Genomic DNA, 20886 nt, shown 5'->3' with positions numbered 1-20886 from the left:
TTAACTGGCCGGATGGCTCAATGAGTTCATCGAGACCGCACCGGTCTTCACTTGAAACGCAGGGATGACGACCATGACGAAGACCGCTTTCTCCTCCGAGATCTTCAGCGCCGCCACCCTGCACCTGGACATCCTCGACCAGTTCGTCGGCATCGTGCAGGGCAAGCTGGCCGCGACCGACAACGCCTTCGCCCGCGACAGCCTGACCGACCTGCTCGCCAACCTGACCGAGCAGCGCGACAGCTACATGGCCTTCGCCGTCCCGATGGCGACCGCCGCCTGATCCTTTCCGCCGCCGCCGCTCCTTCGGTCAACGCCCGCCACGCACAGGAAGCCCCAGATCATGAAGACCGCCATCGCCTCCGAGATCGTCAGCGCCGCCGCCCTTCACCTGGACGTGCTCGACGGGTTCATCGCCGTGGTGCAGGGCAAGCTGGCCGCGACGGACGACGCCTTCCTGCGCGACAGCCTGACCGACCTGCTCGCCAACCTCACTGAGCAGCGCGACACCTACCTCGCCTTCGCCCCAATGATGAGCGCCGCCGCCTGATCGCCCCGGCCGGCCACCGATAAGCCGCGCCTTCCGGAAGATTCGTGTTGAGTTTGTGCGTCCGGGCGGGGAATCTCCCGCCACGCCGTCTCCACTGAATCGACCGTGACCTCCATCATGACCCACCCCCGCCGGATTTCCGTCATCGGTCTCGGCTATGTCGGCCTCCCGGTCGCCGTCGCCTTCGGCCGCGCCGGAGCCTCCGTGGTCGCCTTCGACATCGACGCCGGCCGCATCGCCGAGCTGCGCGAAGGCCGCGACCGCACCGGGGAGGTCGAACCCGACAAACTCGCCGAAGCCGGGCTGAACTTCACCGCCGACCCGGCGGCTCTGGCCGGGGCCGATTTCCACATCGTCGCCGTGCCGACCCCGATCGACGACGCCAAGCTGCCGGATCTGGGGCCGCTCCTGTCGGCGACCCGCAGCGTCGGGCGCCAGCTCAAGCGCGGCGACATCGTTGTCTACGAATCCACCGTCTACCCCGGCGCCACCGAGCGCGAGTGCGTGCCCATCCTGGAGCGCGAGTCCGGCCTGCGCTTCGGCGCCGATTTCGGCGTCGGCTTCTCGCCCGAGCGCATCAACCCCGGCGACCGCGAGCACCGCTTCGAGACCATCGTGAAGGTGGTCTCCGGCTCCGACGCGGCGACGCTGGACACGGTCGCGGCGGTCTACGGCAGCGTCGTCAAGGCGGGCGTCCACCGCGCGCCCTCCATCGCCGTGGCCGAGGCCGCCAAGGTGCTGGAGAACACCCAGCGCGACCTGAACATCGCGCTGATGAACGAGCTGTCGGTCATCCTGCACAAGCTGGGCGTCGATACCCAGGACGTGCTGGCCGCCGCCGGGACGAAGTGGAACTTCCTGCGCTTCTTCCCAGGTCTGGTCGGCGGGCACTGCATCGGCGTCGATCCCTATTACCTGACCCACCGCGCCCAGCAGGTCGGCCACCACCCGGAGGTCATCCTGTCCGGGCGGCGCATCAACGATTCGATGGGGTCCCGCATCGCGCGGGAAACGGTGAAGATTCTGCTGAAGGAGGGTGGGCGCGACCTGCGGGTGACCGTGCTCGGCCTGACCTTCAAGGAGAACGTCCCCGACATCCGCAACACCCGCGTCATCGACGTGGTGCGCGAGTTGGAGAGCTTCGGCATCGCGGTGGCGGTCCACGACCCCCACGCCGACGCCGAGGCCTGCCGCCACGAATACGGTCTGGAACTGGCTCCGGCCGACGCCCTGGCCCCCGCCGACGCGGTGATCCTGGCCGTCGCCCACGACGAGTTCCGGCGCGGCGGCTGGCCGCTGATCACCGGGTTGCTGAAGGACGGGCGCGGGCTGGCGGTGGACGTCCGCGCCTGCCTGGACCGCGCGGCGACGCCGGACGGCGTCCGGCTGTGGCGGCTGTAAAGGCCACCGGAACTCACGTCCGGGCAACCATCCCGTTGTCGAAAACCGCCGCCGGCCGCATCGCTCCCGCGGTGTCGGTCTCTTGCGGCTTACGGTCGATGCGCCCCGCCCCGGCCCTGTCCGCCCTCTTGAATGCGGGCAGGACGGGCGCACCGTCCAGCATTTTCACGCATGAGCCAAGCGTCCGAAAAGCCACTCGGCTGGAGCGGCGGCTTCCCCGCTCTTGACCCGAGATGATTTCGGCGGGCGCCAGAAAGCATAGCTGGCCTTCAAAAAGCAACCTGTGGTTTAATAACAGAACCATCCCTGCGGGGACAACCGGTGCAACGTCCGATCTGTCGGGGGGGGATAGCGATGGCGGCTTTCGACGAGCAGTTCTATCTGGCCATGTATCGGGATGCAGCCAACGCCGTCCAAGACGGGCTCGTCAACAGTGGCCTCGACCATTATCTCCGCATCGGTGCGGCCGAAGGGCGCTGGGGCAGCGGCACTTTGGAATACAACGAGGTCAGCTATCTTGCCGCCAACCCGGACGTCGCGGCAGCGGTGCGGGCCGGCGTCTACCAGACCGGCTATCAGCACTACACCACCCTGGGCAAGGATGAAGGCCGGCTATCCTCGCCATACGGCTATTTCGACGCCGCCTATTACAAAGTGGAAAATCCCGATCTTTTGACCAGAGACACCCCAGCGCTGTATTTTACCCAGAATTTTCTCACGGAGGGAAATTTCCAGGGACGTCTGCCGTCAGCCAAAGCGTTCAGCGAAGATGGGTATCTTGCCAAGAACCCCGATGTTGCAGCCGCGGTTTTTTCCGGTGCGCTGCCATCGGGCAAGGCGCATTACGACCTGTGGGGCAAGGCCGAAGGACGCAACGCCAGCGGCACCGCCTTCGACGAGGCGGACTACCTTCGGCGGCACCCGGACGTGGCGGCGGCTGTCCAGAGCGGCTCCTTCCAGTCGGGGCTGCAGCATTACGCATTGGCCGGTGTGCGCGAGCAGCGTGAAGCCCACTATCTGGGCCGTGCGATCGATGGAAGCATGGCCCAGCGCAACATCAGCCTGCTCGGTGCCGCAGGGAACGACACGTTGACCGGCGGCAGCGGCAACGACACGCTGCGGGGCGGCTATGGCAACGACACGCTGATCGGTGGAGCGGGAAACGACACCTTGATCGGCGGGCTGGGCGCCGACGTGCTCATCGGCGGCGATGGAGCCGACGTGTTCCTGTACGAAAGGGGCGACAGTCCGGCGCGCCCCCTGTATCCAGGCACCCCGCGCACCGACGAAGCGATCCTGGATTTCCAGTCGGGCATCGACAAGATCGACCTTTCCGAAAGCTTCGGGGGCGCCGTCGCGTCCGCCTCGACCGAAACGGAAATCCGCTTCCAAGGTGGTGGAAGTCTTACGCTTGAAACACGGCTCTACAATGGCGTGATCGAAACCAACATTCTTTGGGGAGCGTCCTACAACAGCCAGGGCGAGGTGAACTACTACAGCTCCGGCATCAGCCTGAAGAGCGTATCGGGCGTGTCCGCATTGGATTTCATCTTCTGAGCGCCCCCTCGCACACGGAGGTTTGCAACGCCCCGGACGCTTGGCGAGGCCACAACTCCGGGAGAGCGCGGGCGCAGGCCGATCGCCAAGGCGACCGGCATCAGAACGCCTTCAGCTTCTTCCAGGCGAAGACCACCATGCGGGCCAGCAGCCAGCCATGGGTGAAGCGCGAGATCTGCGTTTCCCCATAGCTGCGGTCGGCGTAGCGCACCGGGACCTCGACGATCTTCAAGTTCTGCTTGGCAGCGCCGAAGATCAGGTCGAAGTCGCCGAACGGGTCGAAATCGCCGAAGTAGTGGCGGTTCGCCACGATCTCCTCGTAATCCTTGCGCCACAGCACCTTGGTGCCGCACAGCGTGTCGGTGAAGCGCTGGTTCAGCAGGTAAGAGAAGATGCGCGCGAAGGCCCGGTTGGCCAGGAAGTTCAGGAAGCGCATCGCCTCGGCCGCCATCGGGTAGACCAGCCGGGTGCCGTTCACGAACTCGCCCCGGCCGGACACCATGGCTTGGTAGAACTTCCCCATCGTCTCCGGCGGCACCGTCAAATCGGCGTCGAGGATGATCAGGATGTCGCCGCGTGCCGCCGCGAAGCCGGCGCGCACCGCGTCGCCCTTGCCCTTGCCGGGCTGGCGCATGACCTTGATGTCCCAGTCGGGGTAGGCGTCGCGGACCCGCTCGCACTCCTCGAAGGTGCCGTCCTGGCTGTGGCCCTCGCAGTAGATCACCTCGATGTCGGGGGCGAAGGGAGCCAAGCGGCGGATGGCGTTCTCGATGTTGCCGCGCTCGTTGCGGCAGGGGATCAGGATGGTGACCGAGGGCGGCCTACCCTCCACCGTCACGGCGCCGTCCGGCTGCGGGCGGGCGACCACGTAGCTGCGCAGGCACAGCCGGCGGATGCCCGGCAGCGGCGCGAGGTAGCGGTTGACCAGCGTCCCCAGCCCCAGCAGGCGCTTGGGCACCAGCTGGCGCCACTCGCGGCGCACCGGCTCCCAGCCGGCCAGATCCAGCAGGTTGACGATGTCGGTGGTGGACAGCCAGTTCTGCTGGCCCTGCGGCAGGCGAAGGCCCAGCTTTTCCGCCGCCCACAGGATCGGCTCCCAGGCGCGGGAATGGTAGCTGACGACGATCCGGGTCTTGGGCGTGGCGAAGCGGCGCAGCAGGCGCAGCGTGTCCTCGATGTCGTCGAGGAAGCCGATGGTGCCCGACAGCACGATGTGGCTGAACGGCCCCTCGATGGCGTCGAGATCCGCCGGGTCCTCGGCGTTGCCGGCGTGGAACTCCAGATGCGGGTGGCGGGCCTTCGCCCCGGCCACCGTCGCCGGGCTGAGGTCGATGCCGACGCCGCGCGCCGGCTTCAGCGCCGCCAGCGTGTCGCCCAGCCCGCAGCCGATCTCCAGCACCGTGGCGCCTTCGGGCACCAGGAAGCGCAGATAGGCGCAATCGGCGTCGTGGAAATCGCGGTTGTGTCCGGCCCAGCGCTCGCGCTTCGTCGCCACACGGTCGAACAAGGCACGGATGCGCTCCTGCCGGAAAGACAAGGGGCGGGGCGCGGCCTCCGCGGCGGTCCGGTCGAGCGTGGTCGGGGTGGAGTCGGTCATCGGGAGGAATCCGGCAGGGAAGAGGTTTCGCTCCGCAGCAGCAGCCAGAAGACTCCGCCGGGAAGCGTCAGGACGGCGATCGACAGCCCGATCATCACCGAGACGAGGAGCGCCGCGCCGGCGTCGAAGCCGAGCAGCACGAAGCCGGCGACCATCGCCCCCTCGCGCACGCCCCAGCCGCCGAAGGAGACGGGCAGGGCCGACGCGACGATGGCGGCCGGCACGATGGCCAGCCCGTCGAGCCAGCCGAGCGGCAGGCCGAAGGCCCGAGCGAACAGGACGGTCGTGGCGATGGTGGCGAGGTGGACGCCGACGGCGTGGAGCAGCGCCATCCAGGCGGCGGGGCGGAGCGCCATGGCGCGCAGTTCCGCGACCGCCCCCCAGAGCGCCCGCACCGGCTTTCCGTCGCGCAGGCGTGCCGGCAGGGGAAGCCGCTCGCGCGGCAGGCGGGCGGCGACCAGCAGCGCCGCGACGCCGGCGCCCAGAACCAGGGCGGCGCCCAGCACGCTCCAGGCGACAGCGGGGGGCGCCACGGCGACCAGACGCGGCAAGCCGGCCAGCCCGATCAGCACGACGCCCAGCAGCGCCAGCAGCCGGTCGACCAGCAGGGTCAACGTCACCGCCCCCGCCGGATGGCCGAGCCGCCAAGTGAACCAGCCGCGCAGCAGATCGGCGCCGAGCGATCCTGGCAGGATCTGGCCGACGAAGCCGCTCGCCATCTGGATCCGGAAGGACATCCACCGGCTCATGGAGAAGCCGGCGGCCCGACCCACGGCCCGCCACCGCAGGGCGGCCAGCGGCAGGGTGAACGCCTTGACCGCGACGCCGGCGGCCAGCAGCCAGGGATCGGCGGCGGCCAGCCGCGCGGCGATGGCCGCCCAGTCGGCCCCGGCGGCCAGCAGCCCGAGGATCGCGACCGTCACCGCCAGCTTCACCAGGGTGGGCCAACGCCGGGCGGGGGCCGTGTCCGGCACCGCGTCCGAGCGGGTGAAGGGAGGGTCGAGAAGGGCCTGGGGCATCATCCCTGCGCAAAGCATGAGCGCCGCGTGAACGCGGCGCCGAACGCGCCGTTGTAGCCGCTCAGGCCCGTCCTGTCATCCCTGGCTCTTTCCCTACCTCCCGCCGGAGGCGGCGGCGAGCAGCCCGGCGGACGCCAGCACGTCAGCCGACTTGGACGACGCCACCGGCACGCTCAACGCCCGTCCTTCCAGCCGGCCCATCAGGGCGTAGTGCCGCATGGCCGCGCCCAGGTCGCCACCGGTCGCGGCGGCCACGTCCGGGTTGGCGGCCAGATAGGCCGTCGCGTTGAAGACGGTGCTCCGGTTCTCCGCCCGGCCGTTGGTGAGGTAATGCGTCTCCGCCGCCGTCCGGTTGGTGCCGAAGGCGGCGGCGAGGTCGGGGTTGGCCGCGACATAGGCCAGCGGGTCGAAGGTCACTTTGCGGCCCTCGGCCCGACCGCTCGCGATGTAATGCGCGGCAGCGCTCGTCTGGTCGGTGCCGAAGGCGGCGCCGAGGTCGGCGTAAGAGGCCGCGTAGGCCAGCGGGTCGAAGGTCACCGTCCGGCCCTCGGCCCGGCCGCTGGTGATGTAATGCGCCGCCGCGCTCGCCGGATCGGTGCCGAAGGCCGAGGACAGGTCGAGGTAGGAGGCCGTATAGGCCAGCGGGTTGAAGGTCACCGTGCGGCCCTCCGCTTGCCCGTTCGCGATGTAATGCGCCAGCCCCGCCGCCGCGTTGGCGCCGAAGGCCGCCGACAGGTCGGTGTAGGACGCGATGTAGGCCAGCGGCACGAAGACCGCCGCCGCCGCGACGGAGGCGGCGGCGGTGGGGGTGGCGCTTCCACCGGCCACCCCGCCCGTCCCGCCCGACGCGACGATCGACGGCGCCGGGATGCCCGGCACCGTCGCGGCGGCGGTGCCGATCCGCGCCCAGTCCAGGTCGTGGATGCCGAGCGACGCCGCCGCGCTGGAACTCAGCCGGTAGTCGCCGGCCGCCGCGTTGACGAACAGCCCGCTGCCGACGGCGTCCCCGCTGTTGAAGACGCGCGTCCCCTGCACGAGATTGCCGGTGACGCTGTAGGAGCCGGGGGTCCAGAACTCCCAGTAATCCACCCCGGTGGAGGAGGCGATCACGTTCCCGGTCACGCTGTTGTCGGCCAGCAGCCCAATGGTGCCGGCGTTGGGGCTCCATTCCAGGCGGATGAAGCGCTCGCGCGGGTTCGACAGCACGGCGACGTTGTTGGTGACCCGGTTGGAATCCCCGCCATGGACGAAGACGCTGGCCCAGCCGGTGTTCTGGATGAAGTTGTCCTTGACGGTGACGCCGTTGGCCATGTCGTCGAGGTAGACGCCGAAGCTCTTGTAGCGTTCGAGCCAGCCCGACGCGTTGCTCGCCAGACCGCCGACGTTGCGGATGTCGTTGCCCTGGATGACCGTGCGGGTGTCGACGTTGGACCGCCCCAGCATCTCGATGGCGCCGCCGTCGGCGGTCTCCAGCATCGTGTTCCAGATGCGGTTGTACTCGACGACGGTGCCGGTGTTGACGGTGGCGGAGTCCCAGTTCTTGAGCGACACGCCGTAGCGCGGGCTGTTGCGGATGTCGTTGCCGGTGATCCGCGTGTCGTTGGACCCGTAGACCGACACCCCGGCGACGCCTTTCAGCACCTCGCCGATGTCGGAGATGCTGTTGCCGGAGATCAGGTTGGCGTTGCTGCCGTAGCCGACCTTGATGCCGCTGGCGCCCAGATGCTCCAGCCGGTTGGCCTCGATGGTGTTGCGCGGCGAGCCGGTCAGCGTCATCGCCGTCCCGACGTTGACGAAGCGGTTACCAGCGACGCTGTTGTCGGCCGCGTTGGTCAGGGTCAGCGCCGACCCGTCATAGACCGTGTCCGAGAAGGTCAGCCCCTGGAGTGTCACCCCGCTGGCCCCGTTCAGCGCCACCAGCGTGCCGAGCCGCGACACCACGGCGCCCTGCGACAGCAGCGCCGCCGCGTCCTGCGGCTTCACGACCAGCCGGCCGTCCTCGGCGCGCCACGCGAATTCCCCGGCGTCGCGCAGAAAGGCGTCGTCGTTCAGCAGCCGGAAGGTGCCGCCGGTGCGCAGGGCGTATTGGACGCCCTGGGTGAAGCTGATGGTGCGGCTCGCCGTGTCGATGCCGGCGACGCCGACGATGTTGTCGGCGAGATGCTCGGTGTCGAAGGTCTGGATCACGGTGCCGGCCTGCACCGAGGCCGGGACCGACGCGTCGCCGGCGGTGTAGCGCAAGCTGGTCTTGCTGGCCCCGGTGGCAGCCGCCTCCAGGAAGGACCAGCCGGACTTGGCGTCCCCGGCATTCCAGTCGCCGCTCTGCGCCACCTTCTGGCGCACCCCGCCGATGCTGAGGTCGAGCCCGGTCGCCGACGCGACCGGCGCGGCGTAGAGCCCGCCGCCGAGGTCGGTGAAGCCGGTGACCCGCTGGCCGCCGCTCAGCACCGGGGTTTCCCCCGGATAGGCCATGATCCGCACGCCGTTGTCGGCCCCGGTCAGCGTGACCGTGTGGTCGAGCGCGTAGGTGCCGCCACGCACGTAGGTGTCGCGCACCCCGGTCGCCCGCATGGCGCTCTGGGCGCGGTCCAGCGTGGCGAAGGGGCCGTCGGTCCCCTCCGCGTTGGGAGCCGCCAGACGCCCCGACCACGAATCGTTGCCGTTGGTCGCGACGAAGAAAGCCTGAGATGCGCTGTCTGTCATTGCCGGATGCCTTGCCCGTATTGGGGCAATCACACGGCATAAACCTTAATAACGGATAGCCTTACCCCTTTCGGGTCATCACTTTCACCAAGACTGCGCGTGTTCTTTTCATGACAAAAGGTTACAGGGGAGATTTGTCACTTGTGGCTTCCGGAAATAAGGCTCACCGCAACTCGACGCTGCGCTCTTCACGGACGACAACATCCTTGCCGTGCGACAAGGTCACGGTCACCCGGTAGGAGCCGGGGGGCCAGGATTGAGGCGAGGCCTGAGCCGGCTTGGGAACGGTGGCGCCGACGAACAGCACGGCGAGCGGCTTGGGCACGACGCCGTTACTGGCGTACAGCCGCCGGCCATCCGGCCCGGTCACCTGGAGGGACATGCGGTCACCCTCCCGGCCGCCGAAGAACTCCGCCCAGACGCCGAGCGCAGGGGTGTCGGCCGGCAGGCGTTCGGCTTCATAGGCCCCGTCGCGCGCCTTCTCCGCCTTGGGCGGTTCCGCCGCGAAACCGGCGTTGAGCAGGCCGCTCGGCCGGTAGGCCAGGACCTCGCGGGCCTGCGGGCTCCACAGCCCCTCCGCTTCCGGCGAGCCTTTGGCTGCCTCCTCACCCACGAAGGGATCGACCACCCGCCCGTCGTGGCGAACGGAGAAATCGACGTGGGGGAACTCGGTGTTGCCGGACAGGCCGATCTCGCCCAGCGGCGCGCCCGCGTCCACCCGGTCGCCAGGCTTGACCGCCAGGCTGCCGCGCCGCAGGTGGCTGTACTGCGTCTCCCAGCCGTCGCCATGATCGACGACGACGGCGTTGCCGGCCTCGCGGCCGGGCTTCGCCCCGCCGCTCTGCCGGATGCTGACGTCCTCCTCCCCGTCGCGGACGCGCGCGACCACCCCGGGGGCGGCGGCGACCACGGCCACGCCGCGCCGCATCGCCCCCAGATCCGGCACCCGGAAATCGGTCCCCTTGTGCCCGTCATAGGTCAGCCGGCCGTCGGCGAAGTCCCGCGCGCCCGGCCCCGGATCGCGGTCGACGTAGTTCTGGACGACGCACTCCGCGCCGATCCGGCAGCGCACCGGCACCTGGAGCGAGGGCGGCTCCGCCCTCGCCCCGGCCGGCAACGCCGCGAAGGGCAGGAACACCGCGCCCCAGCGAAACAGAAAGGACAACGCCATCCTCGACCTCGACACGCCGTTTCTCCTTCAAAAGCAACAGGACGGAACGGAAAAGAGCACCGGAACGGCTCCGCCGCCAAAGGGACCCCCGCGCGGGTGCGCCTGATTTTCCGCGCGGCGCCCGCTCGTCGTTCCTTCCTTATCATCCGAAGGCCACACCCATCCGGCGATACTGCGCCCGATACGAACAGGGTTAATACGAAGGGCGAGGACCATGGCGAGCACCTACACCGGGGCCGGCGGAACGATCGCCGTCATCGACAGCGGCTGGTCGTCCAGCTGGAACGTCGGACGGCTGGTCTACCAGTACGACTTCGCCAACGGCGACGCCGACGCGCGCAACCCCAACGCCGACGCCCACGGCGCCCTGGTCACCTCGAGGATCCTGTCCCAGGCCCCCGACGTCGGGATCATTGCGCTGAAGGTGATGCCGGACGGCTCCAACTCGGCCGAGGGCGCCACCATCGAGCAGGCCCTGCAATGGGTCGCCGCCAACGCCTCGGCCTACAACATCGTCGGGGTCAACCTGTCGCTGGCCGGCGGATCCGCCCCGGCGGAGACCACCACCATCCTGTCCGACGAGCTGGCCAGCCTCGCGGCGCAACGCGTTCTGGTCTCGGCCGCCGCCGGCAACGCCGGGCAGAACGGCACGGCGACCGACGTGTCCTACTACGCCGCCGACCACAACGTGATCTGCGTCTCGGCCTCGACCGGGGACGGCGCCCTGCCGGGCTGGTCGCAGCGCAACGCCGGGATCACCGACCTCTGCGCTGACGGCACCGCCGTCGCGCTGACCGACCTGACCGGACGGACGCTGACGGTCAACGGCTCCTCCTTCTCGACCCCGACGGTGACCGCCGCCGTGGCGCTCGCCCAGCAGGAGGCGATCCAGCTGCGCGGCAGCGCCCTGACCCAGGACGAGTTCCTGTCGCTGGCGCGGCAGACCGGCACCGCCATCGGCACCACCGGCTACACCGACCTGAACACCCCGGCCCTGCTCGCCAAGATCGCCCAGCTCTACACCGCGCCCACGACCGAGACCACCACGGTCGCGGCCACGCCGGTCGCCCCGGCCCCCGTCACGCCGGTCTCCGCCATTCCGGCCCCGACCACCGCCGCCTCGACCATCGTGGTCAACGCCAAGGGCACGATGGCGGGCGGTGTGAACGCCCACTTCACCGTGCTGGTGGACGGCAAGACGATCGGCGAAGCGACCGTCGGCACCGCCGCGAAGAATTACAGCTTCGCCACCGAGCTGACCGCCGGCACCGACCACACGGTGCAGATCCGCTACGACAACGACGCCTACATCAACGGCCAGGACCGCAACCTGACGGTCGGCACGGTGACGGTGAACGGCCACAGCTACGCCGCCACCGACAGCGCGGTGACCTACGACAAGGGCGCCTTCGACGGCAAGGACGTGGTCGCCGGCCAGTCGAACCTGTGGTGGAACGGCACGTTGGCCGTCCACGCCGACAAGAGCCTGTTCGGCACCCAGGCCGCCGCCCTCCAGACGGCGGAGCTTCAAGCCGCCGACAGCGTGTGGAGCCACGCCGTCGCCGGTCACGCCTCCACCGACTCCGCCGCCGACTGGTCCGGGATCGCCGCCGTCCACGCGCAATACGCCGCCCATGACGGCCTGCTCTTCGACCCCTCGGCCGCCCACCACGATCTGGTGGCCTGAACCGGATAAAATGTCGGTACGCTTTCCCGTACCGGCTCTTTGATCTCGATTGAAGTCGCTACGGTTTTCCGTAGCACTCGAATCCATGATACGGTTTTCTGCACCGAAATGAGGAGATACTCTCCTCATGGTACGGAAAACCAGACCATGGCCGCGCTGCGCTACGGGATCGTCACCTACAAAAATCGGCGTGCGGGCGTCCTCCGTGAAGCCCCACACGGCGGTACCCGCTTCGACTACGACGAGAACTTCCCGGATACCATCGCCTGCGCCCTCCCGCGCGCCGTAGGAGGGGTCACTACACGAAAGTGATCAGATTGTCCGGGATCTGAGAACGGCCTGAGAACATGGGATATGTAACGTTCCTGCGACGGCTTCGTTCCTCGCAAAACTTCTAAGTTTCGCGACAGGTCGGTACCGGACTGGATCCCTAGAGCTTTTGATGTTGCGAAAATCTATCGCAAAAGGAAAGAGTTTTGCGATGGCTTTTGCGACGGATGCACCATGCTCATCGGCTATGCGCGCGTCTCCACTGACGACCAGGAGCTTTCGCAGCAGCGGGCGTCCCTACAGGCGGCCGGCTGTCGCCGGATCTATGAGGAGAAGGCCTCCGGGGCAAAGCGCGACCGGCCACAGCTTGCCCGGCTGATCGACCAGCTCCGGGCCGATGACGTTGTGACGGTCACGCGCCTCGACAGGCTGGCCCGGTCAACCCGTGATCTTCTCGATATTGCGGAGCAGCTCCAGGGAGCCAGTGCGGGTCTCCGGTCGCTGGCGGAGCCATGGGCCGACACCACCTCGCCGGCCGGCCGGATGGTCCTGACCGTGTTCGCCGGCATCGGCGAGTTCGAGCGCTCCCTGATCGCCGAGCGGACCGGCATGGGCCGCGTGGCGGCCAGAGCACGCGGCGTGCGGTTCGGCCGGCCGCCGAAGTTGACCGCCGACCAGATCGCTCTCGCTCGGCGCCTGGTCGATGAAGGGCGATCTCCCCGGGAGGCAGCCCGGATTCTCAACGTCCACGCATCGACGCTGTACCGGGCCTTTGCACTCCATCCCCCCGAGGATGCTGGCTCAGGTCCCTAACCGGGCCTATGTCGGCTTCCGTTCCTTTGCTAGTCGATCTTCGACCCGCCCCTGCCGAAATGCCGTCATGCTGTCTTCTCACCGCTCATCGCAGCGGCGGCCAGGGCCTGCGCCTCGGTTGCGGTCTTCTGCCCGGCCTCGCGGCGCTCGCTGTAGCGATCGGTCAGGTAGTCGCTGTGGTCGCGCACCAACAGGGTGAATTTCACCAGCTCCTCCATCACGTCCACCACGCGGTCGTAATAGGGCGACGGCTTCATCCGCCCGGCCTCGTCAAACTCCTGGAACGCCTTGGCCACCGACGACTGGTTCGGGATGGTCACCATCCGCATCCAGCGGCCCAGCACCCGCATCGTGTTGACCGCGTTGAAGGATTGCGAGCCGCCGGAGACCTGCATCACCGCCAGCGTCCGCCCTTGCGTCGGCCGGACACCGCCGCTTTCCAGCGGCAGCCAGTCGATCTGGCATTTCAGGATGCCGGTGATGGTGCCGTGCCGCTCCGGGCTGACCCATACTTGGCCTTCCGACCATTGCGACAGGGCGCGCAGTTCCGCCACCTTGGGATGGTCGGCCGGCACGCTGTCCGGCAGCGGCAGGTCGCGCGGGTCGAAAATGCGCGTCTCCGCTCCCAGGCGCTGGAGCAGCCGGGCGGCTTCCTCGGCCAGGAGGCGGCTGTAGGAGCGTTCTCGCAGCGACCCGTAGAGCAGCAGGATGCGCGGCGGGTGGGTCGACGGCCGCTCCGGTGTCAGCCTGTCGAGGTCAGGCACGTCGAAATAAGGCTCGTCCACGCTCGGCAAGGAGTCGCGTCCGGTCGTCTCGATATCATGCATGGGTGCGTCCCTCGTACCAGGGCTTGGTCGCCTTGACGATCTTCACCACCGACAGCATCACCGGCACCTCGACCAGCACGCCGACCACGGTGGCGAGCGCCGCCCCGGAGCCCAAACCGAACAGACTGATGGCGGCGGCAACCGCCAGTTCGAAGAAGTTGGAGGCGCCGATCAGTGCCGCCGGCGCCGCCACGCACCATGCCACCCCGAAACGGCGCGACAGCCAGTAGGCCAGCCCGGCGTTGAAATAGACCTGGATCAGGATCGGCACAGCCAGCAGTAGGATGACCAGCGGCTGGGCCAGGATCTGCTCGCCCTGGAAGCCGAACAGCAGCACCAGCGTGGTCAGCAGCGCCAGCAGCGAGACCGGCTGGATCAGGTCCAGCGTCCGCTTCAGCGCCGGCTCGCCGCCGGTCGCCAGCAGGCTGCGGCGCCAGAGCTGGGCACCGACCACGGGGATGACGATGTAGAGCAGAACCGACAGCAGCAGCGTGTCCCACGGCACGGTGATCGACGCAACGCCCAGCAGCAGCCCGACGAGCGGCGCGAAGGCGAAGACCATGATGATGTCGTTCAACGCCACTTGGCTCAGCGTGTAGTGCGGCTCGCCATCGCACAGGTTCGACCAGACGAAGACCATGGCGGTGCAGGGCGCCGCCGCCAGTAGGATCAGGCCGGCGATGTAGGAGGAAATCTGGTCCTGCGGCAGCAGCGGGGCAAACAGGTTTCCGATGAACAGCGTACCCAGCAGCGCCATCGAGAAGGGCTTGACCGCCCAGTTGATGAACAGCGTCACCCCGACTCCGCGCCAATGCTCCTTGACCTGCCCCAGCGCGCCGAGCTCGATCTTCAGCAGCATCGGCACGATCATCAGCCAGATCAGCACCGCCACCGGCAGGTTGACCTTGGCGACCTCGGCCGCGGCGATGGCATGGAACAGGCCGGGTACCAGATGGCCGAGCGCGATGCCGGCGACGATGCAGAGCGCCACCCAAACGCTGAGGTAACGCTCGAACAGGCCCATGGCGGGGCGGGCCGCCGGGGTGGCCTGGATGTCAGCGGTCATGATGCGTGTCCGTAAGAAGGCTTTGCCGATGCGGCGTCCGGCGGCGTCGACGACCTGCTCGCCGTTTTCCTTGGCGAAGGCGCCGCGCTGGGCATCGGGGAGGATGTCGAGCACCACCTCGGACGGGCGGCACAGCCGGACGCCGAGCGGCGTCACCACGATCGGTCGGTTGATCAGGATCGGGTGCGCAATCATTGCGTCGAGCAGTGCTTCGTCCGTCAGTGCGGGGTCTTCAAGACCAAGCTCGGCAAAGGGCGTGCCCTTCTCGCGCAGCACGGCGCGCACCGGCATGCCCATGCGGCGGATCAGGTCGGCCAGCTCGTCGCGCGTCGGCAGTGTCTTCAGATACTCGATCACCATCGGCTCGACGCCACTGTTGCGGATCAGCGCCAGCGTGTTGCGCGAGGTGCCGCAATCCGGGTTGTGGTAGATGGTGACCGACGTCATCGCGCCGCCTCCGGGGTGGCGTACGCCTGCCCCATATCGTCCAGCTTGCGCTTCAGCGCCAGCCGGTCGAGCGAGGCGATGGGCAGGCTGACGAAGGCCTGGATGCGGCGCTGGATTTGCCCGAACACCGTGGCGGTGAAGGCTGCCTTCTCCGCGTCGATGCCCTGGGCACTCGACGGGTCGGAGAAGCCCCAGTGCGCCGTCATCGGCTGGCCGGGCCAGATGGGGCAGACCTCGCCGGCGGCGTTGTCGCAGACGGTGAAGACGAAATCCATGTGCGGGGCGTCCGCCGCGGCGAACTCGTCCCAGATCTTGGAGCGCGGCTCGGCGGCCGGGAAGCCGAGCCGTTCCAGCAGGTCATGGACATAGGGGTTGATGCGCCCGGACGGCTGGCTGCCGGCGCTGAAGCCGCGGAAGCGGCCCTTGCCCTCGCGGTTCAGCAGGCACTCCGCCATGACGCTGCGGGCGCTGTTGTGGGTGCATAGGAACAGGACGGTGTAGATGCGGTCGGTCATCGCTGGATTGCCTTTCCAGGCTGCGGGACTTGCGGCGGTTGGGATCGAGGCCTCAGGCGTCGCGGTCACATCCGTCGGGACCACATGGGACGGCCTGCATCAGGTCGGGGGAGCAGAGTTCAGGGCGGCCCTGGCAGCAGTCCTCCATCAGGAAGGCGATCAGGCGGCGGGTGCCCTCATAGTCGGACGCGTAGAAGATCTGCCGCTGCACTCGCCAGGAGCGGAGCAGGCCGGCGCGTTCCAGCGTCGCCAGATGATGGGACAGGGTGGAGGCCGGAACCCCCACCTGCTGGGCGACCTCGCCGGCCGTCAGCCCGTTCGGTCCGACCGTGATCAGCAGGCGAAACACGGCCAGACGGGTTTCCTGGGCAAGAGCGGCAAAGGCTTCGACGGCAATCTTGTTTTCCATGATTCGACGATAGTCGAATTATCGATTTGAGGCAATCAGCAGTTTTGCGCGCCATGCGGTAAGGGGACGCGGGAAAACCGGAAGCAGCGCCTCCGGCCGCTCACTCCGTGACAGCCTTGGAACCGCATCACTATTCTCCCCGAAAACGAGGCGATGGGAGATTGGAAAAATGGCGCGTCGACGGTTGCTGACCGAAGACCAGTGGGCAAGGCTCCTGGCAGTGCCGGACGACGAACGCGCGATGGTGCGCCACTATACGCTCAGCAGGGACGATCTCGACATCGTCACCCTCCGGCGCACGGCGCACACCCGCCTCGGCTGCGCCATTCTGCTCTGCTATCTCCATCATCCTGGGCGGATTCCCGGGCCGGACGAGCGCCCGCCCATCGCGCTGCTGGCGTTCGTCGCCCGGCAGGTGGCGCCGAGCCCGACGATTTCATCGCCTACAGTCGACGTGACCAGAACCGGCGCGAGCAGGTTGCCGCGATCATGGCACGGACCGGCCACCGTGCCTTTGATCGAACCCTCTTTCGCGACCTTGCCGCCTGGCTGACCTCCAAGGCACAGATCGCACGGGACCCGATCATTCTGGCGACCACCCTGATCGATGAGTTCCGGCGTCGTCGCATCCTGATCCCTTCGGCAGCGATCCTGGAACTGATGCTCCATCAGGCTCGTGGCCGGGCCGAACGGGTTCTGCATCGTGCCCTTGTCGATGGTGTCGACCAGCGCACAACCGACGCGCTGGACCGATTGCTGACCCTGCAGGCCAACACCGAAACGACCATGCTCGCTTGGTTGCGTCGGGTGCCGGCGGCCCCCACCGCCCGCAACATGCTGGCGGTCATTGAGCGCCTTTCCGCCTTGAAGGAACTCGGCATCGATCGGTCGTTGCGCGCTCGCGTGCCGGAGGTCGCGTTCGAGCGACTCGCGGCCGAAGGCCTGCGGATGACGCCGCAGCATCTTCAGGATCTGGCGATGTCGCGCCGGCGGGCTGTGCTCGCAGCCACCGCGATCCGCCTGGAGATGGATCTGACCGATGTCACCCTGTCGATGTTCGACAAGCTGATCGGCAGTCTGGCACGGAAGGCCGAGCGCCGGACGGCGGAAAGCACCCTGCGTTCTGTTCGCGATACCCAGACCCAACTGCGGGTGCTGCTGACCGCGTGCAAGGCGGTGATCGGCGCGCGGGAGGCCGGCGCCGATCCCTACGAGGCTGTCGACCAGGGGGTCGGCTGGTTCCGCTTCATGAAATGCGTCACCGACAGCGAAGCCCTTGCGAAGCCGGAGATCACCGACCCGCGCACCGAGATGCTTGGCCGCTACGCGACCGTTCGAGCCTTTGCCCCCACGCTCCTCAACCGTTTCAGTTTTCTCGGCAGTCCATCGGTGACGCCGTTGCTGCGGGCGCTCGATACCATTCGCGTCATGTACGCCGCCGGGCGCCGCACTCTGCCCGAGAAGCCACCGACCGGATTCATCCGACGCTCCTGGCGCCCCTTCGTCATCAAGAAGGAGGGCATCGACCGGAAAGCTTACGAAATCTGCGCATTGTCCGAACTGCGTGACCGGTTGCGGGCAGGCGACGTTTGGGTGGAGGGGAGCCGCCAGTACCGGGACTTCGAGAACTGCCTCATGCCGCGTCCGACCTTCGATATCCTTTGCGAGGAGGGGGCGTTGCCCGTGGCCGTTCCACGCAGCGCCGACGGCCACCTTGCTGAAAGAGGCGCGGAACTCGACCGGATCGTTGCCGAAGTGGCGGACCTTGCCGAAGAGGGGTTGCTTGAAGACGTCGACCTGTCCGATGGCGAACTCCGCGTTACGCCGATCCGGGACACGACCCCACCGGAGGTCGAAGACCTTGACCGCCGAGCTTACGATCTCATGCCACGGGTCAAGATCACCGACCTTCTGCAGGAGGTGGATGGCTGGACCGACTTCTCCGGCTGCTTCACGCACCAACGGAGCGGCCGACCCGCTGACGACAGGGCGGCAACATTGACCGCTGTGCTGGCCGACGGCATCAACCTCGGGCTGTCCCGGATGGCCGAAGCCTGCCGAGGGGCATCCATGCGGCAACTGGCCTGGATGCACGACTGGCACATCCGCGACGATACCTACATGGTGGCGCTCGCCCGCATCATCGACACCCATCGAGCCTTGCCGTTGGCTGCCGTCTGGGGTGACGGGCGCACGTCATCCTCCGACGGGCAATTCTACCGTGCTGGCGGCCGCGGCGAAGCTGTCGGCGATGTGAACGCCCATCATGGCAACGAGCCGGGTATCGCCTTCTACACCCACGTCTCCGATCAGTACGGCCCCTTCCACACCAAGGTGATCGCAACGACCGCCAGCGAGGCACCCCACGTCATCGATGGCCTTCTCCATCATCAGAGCGGTTTGGACATCGAGGAGCATTACACGGACACCGGAGGCGCGAGCGATCACGTTTTCGGCCTGTGTGCCCTGCTCGGGTTCCGTTTCGCCCCGCGCATTCGCGACTTGAAGGACCGGAGACTTTACCTGCTGCCCGGCCGGGAAGCCCCCGCCATTCTGCGGCCCTTGGTCGGCGGAACCATCGACACCCATCATCTCACGGCCAATTGGACGGAGTTGTTGCGACTGGCAACCTCAATCCACTCGGGCACCGCGACGGCCTCGGCCATGCTGCGGCGGCTCTCGGCTTACCCACGCCAGAATGGCTTGGCCCTGGCCCTGCGAGAACTCGGCCGTATTGAGCGGACCGCGTTCACCTTGCAATGGCTGCGTGATCCCGCCCTGCGCCGGCGCGCCAACGCCGGCCTCAACAAAGGGGAGGCTCGGAACGCCCTGGCCAGGGCCATCTTCTTCAATCGCCTGGGTGAGATGCGCGACCGCAGCTTCGAGAACCAAGTCTTCCGGGCATCGGGGCTGAACCTGCTGGTGTCCGCTATCATCCTGTGGAGCACACGCTATCTCGAAGCTGCCTTCGCCGAACTGGCAAGCCAAGGGCATGGCGTAGCCCCCGAATTGATGCGGCATGTGGCGCCTCTGGGATGGGAGCATATCGGCCTCACCGGTGACTATGTCTGGGGAGCCGAACCCCTTCCAGAAGCCGGCCTCAGGCCATTGCGGAGAATGCAGTCCCTGCTCGCCACATAAGTTCTATTTTCGTTCCCACATCCTGGACAATCTGATCACTTTCGTGTAGTGCCCCCCTAGGAAGCTTCACCGACGATGCGGGGCTGCTCCCCGTCTTCGCCCATCTCGGCCCGGAAGGCTGGCTTCGCGACTGGCAATCGGCCTACGCCGACGTCGATTCCGCCGATGACTTCGGGCTTCTGCTGAGCTTCGGCCGGGATTGCGTCGGAGCCATCGGCGTCATCGATCCCGAACAGCGCCCTATCGGGCTCAAAGCACTCGGATCCCCCCTCGATCAGGCCGCCATCCGCAGCGAACGGACCATCAGCGGCGTCCAGGCCAAGATCCTGTGCGTCGAGGAGAACGGAACGACCCTTCCGGCCGGCGACTCCGGCCCGGCCCCGCTGATCGCCAAATTCCCCAAGCGCGACCTGCCGGGCATGGTCCGCAACGAGGCCCTCACCCTGGAGCTCTGCGCCGTCCTGCTCGGCAAGGGGGAGGTGAACGCGGTCCGCTTCGGGATGGTCGAGGGCATTCCGGGCGTCGCCCTGATCGTCGAGCGTTTCGACCGCCGCGACGGCGGGAACCTCCGCTGCGAGGACTTCATGCAGGTCCTGAACCGGCGTCCGGGCCGCGATCACCAGGGCAAGTACAACGCCAGCTACGAGGATCTGGGCGCGGCGCTGGAGTTCTCGTCGGCGCCGGTCCTCGACCGGCGGCGCGCCTTCCTGCGGCTGGCGGCCTATGTCCTCGTCGGCAACGTCGATTGCCACATGAAGAACTGGAGCCTGATGGAGACCGCGACCGGCCTGCGGCTGACGCCGGCCTACGATGCGCTGAACGGCTACGTCTACGGGGCACAGGGCTACACCACGCGCTTTGGTCTGCTCGCCGACGGGGAGCGGGCACAGTGGGACTCCCACGACCGGACCCGCCTGCTCGATCTGGCCGCCCGGATCGGTCTGCCCCGCAAGGCGGCCGAAGCCGCCCTGGACAGCCTGAAGCGGAAGAAGGAGGTGGTCTTCGCCCGGCTCGACCGCCCCCTCGGCCTGCCGTGAGGAACTGGCCCATCTCTACCGCGCCTCGGTGTGGGACGCCTGGGAGCGGATCCATGAATAATACCGGCTCACGCCTGAACTGACTCTGGGGGCGCAGGGGATTCCCAAATTATAGCGAGCATGATTCACTGAAGCTCCACCGGGAGTGGGGGTGACTATGTCGGCAAGCCTGAAGATCGCGGACGGGATGACGGCGGCGGCCCTGCGGCTGTGGGCACGGCGGTGCGGCAACGGTCGGGCGGCAGCGCGGGCGTATGCCATCGCCAACGCCTTGGATGGGCTGGACCGTGGAGGCCGCACGCTTGGCTGGGATGGAGCGGCAGGCGCTGCGGGACGCGGTGCTGCGCTACAACGTGGAAGAGGTCGCGGGCCTGTTCGACCGGCCCAAGGGGCACCGGGCGGAGTGGCTGACCGACGCGGAGCAGGCGGCCTTGGCGGCCGCGCTCTTCAAAGGACCGGCCCCCGCCGTGGATGGGGTCTGCACTTGGACCTGCGAGGCCTTGGCGGTGTGGATCGCCGCCAAGTTCGGCAAAACCTTCCATCCGCACAGTGTCGGTCGGACGTTGCGGCGGCTGGGCCTCTCGCGCCAGAAGGCCCGGCCCGTTCACCCGAAAACCGAGAGCAAAGCGCAGGAGCGTTTCAAAAAAGGGGGCTTCGCCGCGCCCTGACCGCGGCC

17 protein-coding genes and 3 pseudogenes are annotated in these 20886 nt (G+C 67.9%); 11 read left to right on the top strand and 9 right to left on the bottom strand.

The genetic code is table 11. The features are described 5' to 3' along the window. Nucleotides 1–73: 73 nt before the first annotated feature. The 4 genes from EJ913_RS17055 (at nucleotide 74) to EJ913_RS33045 (ending at nucleotide 3508) form a co-directional block, all read left to right on the top strand. Entirely contained in the window at nucleotides 74–283 is a 210-nt protein-coding gene (locus tag EJ913_RS17055) for a hypothetical protein (protein WP_127000002.1), read from the top strand. 60 nt (nucleotides 284–343) lie between these two features. Then, complete coding sequence (locus EJ913_RS17050; RefSeq protein ID WP_127000000.1) at nucleotides 344–550, top strand: hypothetical protein; 207 nt, start codon at nucleotides 344–346, stop codon at nucleotides 548–550. Between the two features lie 117 nt (nucleotides 551–667). Next, nucleotides 668–1951 carry a nucleotide sugar dehydrogenase gene (locus EJ913_RS17045; RefSeq protein WP_126999998.1) on the top strand — a complete coding sequence of 428 codons (1284 nt, stop codon included), beginning with the start codon at nucleotides 668–670 and terminating at the stop codon, nucleotides 1949–1951. A 354-nt stretch (nucleotides 1952–2305) separates the two neighbouring features. Beyond that, the gene (locus tag EJ913_RS33045) at nucleotides 2306–3508 is read left to right on the top strand and encodes a M10 family metallopeptidase C-terminal domain-containing protein (RefSeq protein ID WP_126999996.1); all 1203 of its coding nucleotides are present in this window, start codon (nucleotides 2306–2308) and stop codon (nucleotides 3506–3508) included. A gap of 100 nt (nucleotides 3509–3608) precedes the next feature. Here the strand turns inward: EJ913_RS33045 and EJ913_RS17035 are convergent, their stop codons facing one another. From EJ913_RS17035 to EJ913_RS17020, 4 genes are all read right to left on the bottom strand, one after another. Continuing rightward, complete coding sequence (locus tag EJ913_RS17035; protein ID WP_126999994.1) at nucleotides 3609–5105, bottom strand: glycosyltransferase; 1497 nt, start codon at nucleotides 5103–5105, stop codon at nucleotides 3609–3611. Further along, entirely contained in the window at nucleotides 5102–6124 is a 1023-nt protein-coding gene (locus EJ913_RS17030; RefSeq protein WP_244939390.1) for a lysylphosphatidylglycerol synthase transmembrane domain-containing protein, read from the bottom strand. Before EJ913_RS17030 ends, EJ913_RS17035 begins: the two co-directional genes overlap by 4 nt. Nucleotides 6125–6217: 93 nt before the next feature. Then, the gene (locus EJ913_RS17025; protein WP_126999990.1) at nucleotides 6218–8827 is read right to left on the bottom strand and encodes a right-handed parallel beta-helix repeat-containing protein; all 2610 of its coding nucleotides are present in this window, start codon (nucleotides 8825–8827) and stop codon (nucleotides 6218–6220) included. A gap of 163 nt (nucleotides 8828–8990) precedes the next feature. Then, nucleotides 8991–9998, bottom strand: coding sequence for a M23 family metallopeptidase (locus EJ913_RS17020; protein WP_126999988.1), 1008 nt, complete (start codon nucleotides 9996–9998; stop codon nucleotides 8991–8993). Between the two features lie 214 nt (nucleotides 9999–10212). Between EJ913_RS17020 and EJ913_RS33170 the strand changes: the two genes are divergently transcribed. The 3 genes from EJ913_RS33170 (at nucleotide 10213) to EJ913_RS17010 (ending at nucleotide 12768) form a co-directional block, all read left to right on the top strand. Then, entirely contained in the window at nucleotides 10213–11685 is a 1473-nt protein-coding gene (locus EJ913_RS33170) for a carbohydrate-binding domain-containing protein (RefSeq protein WP_338019036.1), read from the top strand. Between the two features lie 147 nt (nucleotides 11686–11832). Beyond that, on the top strand, nucleotides 11833–11997 hold the full coding sequence (locus tag EJ913_RS31690) for a hypothetical protein (RefSeq protein ID WP_185909815.1): 165 nt from the start codon (nucleotides 11833–11835) through the stop codon (nucleotides 11995–11997). Between the two features lie 192 nt (nucleotides 11998–12189). Then, nucleotides 12190–12768 carry a recombinase family protein gene (locus EJ913_RS17010; protein WP_126999986.1) on the top strand — a complete coding sequence of 193 codons (579 nt, stop codon included), beginning with the start codon at nucleotides 12190–12192 and terminating at the stop codon, nucleotides 12766–12768. A gap of 65 nt (nucleotides 12769–12833) precedes the next feature. Here EJ913_RS17010 and arsH read toward each other — a convergent pair whose 3' ends face one another. The 5 genes and pseudogenes from arsH to EJ913_RS16990 form a co-directional block, all read right to left on the bottom strand. Continuing rightward, nucleotides 12834–13595, bottom strand: a complete 762-nt coding sequence (arsH, locus tag EJ913_RS17005) for an arsenical resistance protein ArsH (protein ID WP_126999984.1) — start codon at nucleotides 13593–13595, stop codon at nucleotides 12834–12836. Beyond that, complete coding sequence (gene arsB, locus EJ913_RS17000) at nucleotides 13588–14619, bottom strand: ACR3 family arsenite efflux transporter (protein WP_211098978.1); 1032 nt, start codon at nucleotides 14617–14619, stop codon at nucleotides 13588–13590. The genes arsH and arsB overlap by 8 nt, the downstream gene beginning before the upstream one ends. 153 nt (nucleotides 14620–14772) lie before the next feature. Continuing rightward, nucleotides 14773–15108: pseudogene (arsC, locus tag EJ913_RS32145) on the bottom strand (arsenate reductase (glutaredoxin)); the annotation flags it as partial. Next, nucleotides 15105–15623 (bottom strand): arsenate reductase ArsC, encoded by a 519-nt coding sequence (locus EJ913_RS16995; RefSeq protein WP_126999980.1) that lies wholly within the window; start codon nucleotides 15621–15623, stop codon nucleotides 15105–15107. The gene EJ913_RS16995 and the pseudogene arsC, both read right to left, overlap by 4 nt. A 52-nt stretch (nucleotides 15624–15675) precedes the next feature. Continuing rightward, nucleotides 15676–16032, bottom strand: coding sequence for an ArsR/SmtB family transcription factor (locus EJ913_RS16990; protein ID WP_126999978.1), 357 nt, complete (start codon nucleotides 16030–16032; stop codon nucleotides 15676–15678). Nucleotides 16033–16273: 241 nt separating this feature from the next. Between EJ913_RS16990 and EJ913_RS16985 the strand changes: the two are divergent. The 4 genes and pseudogenes from EJ913_RS16985 (at nucleotide 16274) to EJ913_RS16970 (ending at nucleotide 20878) form a co-directional block, all read left to right on the top strand. Further along, nucleotides 16274–19173, top strand: a pseudogene (locus tag EJ913_RS16985) (Tn3 family transposase). A gap of 50 nt (nucleotides 19174–19223) precedes the next feature. Next, a pseudogene (locus EJ913_RS33235) lies at nucleotides 19224–19382 on the top strand (HipA N-terminal domain-containing protein); the annotation flags it as partial. Beyond that, entirely contained in the window at nucleotides 19356–20210 is an 855-nt protein-coding gene (locus EJ913_RS16975; protein WP_274389736.1) for a type II toxin-antitoxin system HipA family toxin, read from the top strand. The pseudogene EJ913_RS33235 and the gene EJ913_RS16975, both read left to right, overlap by 27 nt. Nucleotides 20211–20485: 275 nt before the next feature. After that, entirely contained in the window at nucleotides 20486–20878 is a 393-nt protein-coding gene (locus EJ913_RS16970; protein WP_185909814.1) for a winged helix-turn-helix domain-containing protein, read from the top strand. The last annotated feature ends 8 nt before the right edge of the window (nucleotides 20879–20886 follow it).

The organism is Azospirillum doebereinerae, from assembly GCF_003989665.1.
In the GTDB taxonomy this organism is placed as follows: domain Bacteria; phylum Pseudomonadota; class Alphaproteobacteria; order Azospirillales; family Azospirillaceae; genus Azospirillum; species Azospirillum doebereinerae.
The sequence above is the reverse complement of the archived record's forward strand: the minus strand, read 5'-3'. Positions and strand labels throughout refer to the sequence as shown.